The organism is Mycobacterium sp., from assembly GCF_035603715.1.
Taxonomy (GTDB): Bacteria; Actinomycetota; Actinomycetes; order Mycobacteriales; family Mycobacteriaceae; genus Mycobacterium.
In genome coordinates this window covers 1-5258 of the sequence record NZ_DATNJW010000711.1, presented here as the reverse complement: position 1 = coordinate 5258, position 5258 = coordinate 1, and the positions used below count along the sequence as shown (strand labels likewise).

At 63.6% G+C, this 5258-nt stretch carries 6 protein-coding genes and 2 pseudogenes; 6 read left to right on the top strand and 2 right to left on the bottom strand.

Annotated features, from left to right (window positions below):
* Positions 1-196 (top strand): annotated as a pseudogene (locus VN856_RS28600) (monooxygenase); the annotation flags it as partial.
* Between the two features lie 14 nt (positions 197-210).
* Here VN856_RS28600 and VN856_RS28595 read toward each other — a convergent pair.
* Both VN856_RS28595 and VN856_RS28590 read right to left on the bottom strand, forming a co-directional pair.
* Positions 211-717, bottom strand: a pseudogene (locus VN856_RS28595) (SDR family NAD(P)-dependent oxidoreductase); the annotation flags it as partial.
* Between the two features lie 33 nt (positions 718-750).
* A complete protein-coding gene (locus VN856_RS28590; protein ID WP_325695619.1) occupies positions 751-1683 on the bottom strand; it encodes a TauD/TfdA family dioxygenase in 933 nt (310 codons plus the stop codon).
* Between the two features lie 70 nt (positions 1684-1753).
* Between VN856_RS28590 and VN856_RS28585 the strand changes: the two genes are divergently transcribed.
* From VN856_RS28585 to VN856_RS28565, 5 genes are all read left to right on the top strand, one after another.
* Complete coding sequence (locus VN856_RS28585; protein WP_325695616.1) at positions 1754-2323, top strand: helix-turn-helix domain-containing protein; 570 nt, start codon at positions 1754-1756, stop codon at positions 2321-2323.
* 56 nt (positions 2324-2379) lie between these two features.
* Positions 2380-2970, top strand: coding sequence for a TetR/AcrR family transcriptional regulator (locus tag VN856_RS28580; protein WP_325695613.1), 591 nt, complete (start codon positions 2380-2382; stop codon positions 2968-2970).
* Between the two features lie 306 nt (positions 2971-3276).
* On the top strand, positions 3277-3813 hold the full coding sequence (locus VN856_RS28575) for an OsmC family protein (RefSeq protein ID WP_325695611.1): 537 nt from the start codon (positions 3277-3279) through the stop codon (positions 3811-3813).
* An 18-nt stretch (positions 3814-3831) separates the two neighbouring features.
* Positions 3832-4908 (top strand): acyl-CoA dehydrogenase family protein, encoded by a 1077-nt coding sequence (locus VN856_RS28570; protein ID WP_325695608.1) that lies wholly within the window; start codon positions 3832-3834, stop codon positions 4906-4908.
* 29 nt (positions 4909-4937) lie between these two features.
* Positions 4938-5258: formate/nitrite transporter family protein (locus tag VN856_RS28565; RefSeq protein WP_414687079.1), on the top strand; the 321-nt coding region annotated here is incomplete at its 3' end.

The window sequence follows — 5258 nt, the reverse complement described above, 5'->3', positions numbered from 1 at the left end:
ACTGGTCGACTGTGTGATGAGCGGCCGACCAGAGGATTACGACCGTCAGTGGCGTCAATTGACTCGGCGCTACCGCATGCTGACTGCGGCTCTGCTTCAGGCTTCCGCCTACGCTCCCGCCCGGTCGCGTATCGTGCCGGCCGCGAAGGCCATGCCCACGGTGTTCACCGGAATCGTCAATCTGCTTGCGCAGTAACGTCAGACCTGGTTGAGTTCGTTCGCCCACGCGCGCGCCAACGAGCGCACGGCGGCCTTGGATGCGGCGTAGACGCTCAGCCCCGGACGACCACGGTCGGCGGTGGTGGACCCGATCAGGATGATCGAGGCACCGTCGTTGAGTAGCGGGAGAGCTTTTTGCACGGTGTACACCACGCCCTTGACGTTGGTGGTGAGCAGCGCGTCGAGGTCGTCCTCGGTGATCTCGCCCAGTCGCACGACCCTCGTGGAGCCGGCGTTGGCCACCACGACGTCGAGACCCTTGCCCGCACCGTCAACCTCGGTGTAGAGCCGGTCGAGATCCCCCGGTGTTCCGACATCGCCTGGCACGGCGACCGCGCGGGAGCCTAATCGGGTTGCGGCGGAGATTAGTTCGGGCTGCCGACGACCGGTAATGAATATCCGGTCTGCCCCCTCGGCGATAAATCTCGTCGCGGTCGCCAGTCCGATGCCGGAGTTGGCGCCGGTGATCACGGCGGTTTTGTGATCGAGCAATCCCATCGATGTCTCCTGATGACGCAGCGACGCCTCAGGTTAGGCCACAAGTGGTTTCGGGATATCCACGATCGAGTAGTCACTGGCGTCCCCGGCGACGACGCGGCTGTGTTCGCCATGCACACTCACCGGAATATCGCCGGCGAGCGTGATCCGGTGCATCGTGCGGCGCTGCGTGCCGTAGTCGGAGACGGCGTAATGCTGGGTCGAGCGGTTGTCCCACATCGCGACGTCGCCGAGCTCCCAGTTCCACCGAATCGTGTTCTCCAGCCACGTGATCCGATCCTGGAAGATCCTGAATAACGCCTGCGACTCAGCGCCGTTGACCCCGAGAATGGCCTTGACGAAGTTGCCGAGCAGCAGCGACCGTTCGCCGGTCTCCGGATGCACCCGCACCACGGGGTGGTGTGTCTCGTAGTGAGCGGAATGAAACTGGTTGGCGTACTTCAATATTGCTTCGGGATCAGCTTCCAGGGCCGCCAGCTTCGCCGGGTCGACCTGTGCGTAGTCGAAAGCGTTGTTGTGCATTGCCCACAATCCGTCGGCGAGCTGCTGTAGCGGCTGAGGCAGCTGCTGATACGCGGACACTGTCGAGGCCCAGGTAGTGGTGCCGCCATAGGCCGGCAACTCGACGGCGCGCAGGATCGAGGCCTTCGGCGGCCGGTCCACGAACGTGACATCCGTGTGCCACTGGTTAGCGCCGCCACCGCCGATGGATTCCAGTCGCATAACTCGGCTGCCCTCGAACTTGAGCGTCGGGTGCGGCGTTGTGGGAACGCCCAGGCTCTCGGCGAATGCATAGTGCGAGTCGTCATCGAGGTGCGTCTGCCCGCGGAAGAACACCACCTTGTGGGCGATCAGCGCTTGGTTGATCGCGGCCGCGGTCTCGTCATCAAGCTCGCCGAGCCGCACCCCGTCAACCCGCGCCCCGATGTTCTCGCTCAGCTTGACCACACGAAGATCACTGCTCACTGCTGCTCCTTGTCAACGTTTCGGGCGTGTAGGCACCTGACTACACCACGATGTCCGCTACTGTACACAGATGGCTACATCGGAGGCAACGGTTGCGACCACGGCGAAGCCAATTGGTAAGGACGAGGTCAGCGCGGCCGTCCTGCAAGCAGCCAGCGAACTGTTCGCCGAAAAGGGTCCAGCCGCGACATCGATCCGCGAGGTCGCCGCTCACGCCGGCGTCAATCACGGCCTGCTGCACCGCCACTTCGGCAGCAAACGCCAGCTTTTGGCGGCCACGCTGCAATACCTCGCCGACTCCGCGGCCGGCCTGCGCGAGTCCGGAGCATCGCAGGCGGAAGTCGAGGCCACCTACGAATTTCAGGCACGCGTCATGGTGCGCTCGATGCTCGACGGCTTTCCGGTGGAAGAACTTCAGCAGCGATTTCCCGGCATGGAAGCGTTTCTGGACCAGGTGCGAGCCGGTCATACCGATGACCGCACCGCGCGACTGCTGGCCGCCCATGGGATGGCGCTGCAAGTCGGATGGGGACTCATGGGACCGACGCTGCGGGTCGCGTTCGGGCTGCAGGATCTCGACGACAATGAGATACGAACGGCGGTCGCCGAGCAGATCGCCAAAATCGTTGCGGCCGAATAGCCAGCCCACGGACAGACCCCTCTGTCTAGGCGTCGGCGTCTGATAATTTGGCTCGTATGCAGACAGCGGCCACCGCCGACAAAGCGCGATCGGCTCGGCCGGCTGATCGCCTGTTGGCCACCGCCACCGATCTTTTCGGTAGATACGGAATCCGGGCCGTGGGCGTTGACCGCATCCTGCGCGAAGCCGACTGCGCGAAGGCCAGCCTGTACAGCGCCTACGGTTCCAAGGACGCGCTAGTTATCGCATACCTGACGGAACTGGACCTCGCCGACCGGAGCCGTTTCGCGCAGGCGATCGCGGGCCTTGCGGATCCCATCGCCAAGGCACTGACGTTCTTCGATTTAGCGCACACCAAGGGTCTGCGACATGACTTCCCCGGGTGCCTTTACGCGAGCGCGGCATCGGAATTCCCCGGCGTGCGTTTCGAGCCCATCGATGACCATCGACAGTGGGTCCGGTCGACACTGAGCGGACTGATCAAGGCAGCGGGCATTCGGCGGCCGGCGCCATTGGCGCGTCACATCCAATTGCTTTATGACGGCGCACTGGTGGCATCCAAGGTCGAGCAGTCCGTCGAGCCGATTCGTTTCGGCCGTGGCCTCGCCGAAGCTGCGATCGCCAGGGCACGCGCGGCGCAGCCCTGACACCCGGCGTTCAAATCACCGCGATTCGATAGCGCCCACCGCATATCTCGGTCCTGCCGCCCACGCAGCCGCTCTTCGCAACGGAATAGCTCTTCGCGACGTCCAGCGACCTGTTAGGGCGCGAAACCGCCGGTCAAACGTCTCGATCGCGGCAACTCGCGGCGCTTCGCCATGATCACCCCGTCATGTCAGGGATCGCTACCGTCTCAGCGCCCCCGCGTACGACTCGGACTTCGGCCCATAGACAGAGTGGTCTGTCTATGTCAGCGTGTGACCATCACCTCGAACTTCCAGGAGCCTGCATCCATGACCACATTCTCCGGCCAAGCCCTAACGATCGACGCCGCGGGGCTGGACCGACTTTCCTGTAACGCCAAAGCCGATCCGGCCACCGGTAAGAAAACACTCAAAGCAAAGACTGTGTGCGAGTCAAACTTTCGCAACCTCACCTACGTCCGCGACCTCACGCCCATGCTGGTGGGCGAGCCGCCCGCTCTGCTGGGCGACGACGCCGCGCCCAATCCGTCGGAGACCGTTCTGGCGGCACTGGGTTCATGCATCGCGGTCGGCCTGCTGGCCAATGCCACTCACCGTGGTGTGGCGCTGACCAAGATCGAGGTGACCATGGAAGGTGACATCGACATCTCGGCGGTGTGGGGCGTCGGTGATACGCCCGATGACAAGGTCCTCGGATTTTCCGCGATTCGGAGCCATGTGCTGCTCGCCGGTGATGCCGACCCTGCGGTGCTGCAGGAAATCCACGACAACGCCATCCAATGGTCTCCCGTGGTGAATACGTTGCGTCGACCCGCAACAGTCGATTCCACCTTGACCGTCGAATAACCCGACTCGAGGACTTTAATGACCACCGAACTCGACAGCATTGCTGTGTCAGCAGGATCCCTCGCGCCTGACGTCGTCGGCCAAATCGCCTCCAGTGCAATGTCACTGGACCAAGGCGAACGCGATACTCGCGCTAACGTCGAACTGCTGGCACGCAGCGGCGTCCTCGGGTTGGGCGCTCCCCACAACCACGACCGGACACTGCCGACAATGGCCGCGGTGATCGCCGAACTGGCGGGTCACTGCTTGTCGACCGCCTTTTCGGTATGGGCGCACCGGATGACCATCGAGTACTTGACCGAAGCAGCCACCCCGTGGTCGTGCGGCGCATCCGCGAACCTGATCGGCGGCGACGCGCTGGGTGTGACCGGGATGGCCTCGGCGTTCAAGGACGCCGCCGGGTGCGGCACGCTGGACTTGGCTGCGACGCCTGCCGGCGACGGCTACCGGCTCACCGGCACACTGCGCTGGGCCAGCAATCTCTATTCCGATTCCGTCATGGTGACGGCCGCTCAGACCGGCACTGGTGAAAAGCTGGTCGTCGCACTACCGCTCGCCGCCAACGGTGTCACGATCGGCAATCACTTCGACCTACTCGCCCTGGGTAGCACCGCGTCGTCCTTTCTCAAGCTCGACGATGTCTACGTCGGTGAGGACCAGATCCTCAGCCGCGACATCGACGCATTTCTGACCGAGGTTCGCCCGACGTTTCTGGTACTGCAATCGGCCATGTGTGTCGGGCTGGCCCGCCGGTGTCTTGATGAGGTCGAACCCAGCCTCGCCGGCGTGAACACTGCATTCGCCGTGGAATTCGACTCGCTGTCAGCTGATCTGGCGGGCATCGAAACGCAGGTGACAAGCTTCGCCGCGGCAGTCGGAGGTCCGACCACGCCCGCGAAGCGCGATCTACTGACGCTGAGGTTGGCTGCGGCCGACGTGGTCAGCGCCGCAGCGGCTCTTGAAATTCGCACCGCAGGCGGCAAGGGCTACGCACGCCGCACCGACGCAAGCCGCCGATTCCGCGAGGCTGCCTTCATTCCGGTGCAATCCCCTTCAGAAGCTCAGCTCCGCTGGGAACTGCGTAGCGACCGCTGAGTTCCGACGAATTCGCTTGGAGAACAACTGTGCCCGTATCAACACTCACCACCGACGGTGCCACACCGCTGACCGAGGCATCCCGGGCGTCAGGCACCCGCGACCCGTTTGAACTGTTCACGATCGGCGAGATGACCAACCGCGTCGCCGAGATCGCCATCGAAAAAGCCTCGCACCCATTGAGTTTCCTGGTTCGCTCACTGGTCGGTGGCGCCATGGTGTCGTTCGGGGTGTTGCTGTCTTTGGTTGTCAGCACCGGGGTGTCGTCTCCAGGCATCGCGAGCCTACTGATGGGCTTGGCTTTCGGGATGTCGTTCGCGCTGATCCTGGTGTCAGGGATGTCCCTGATC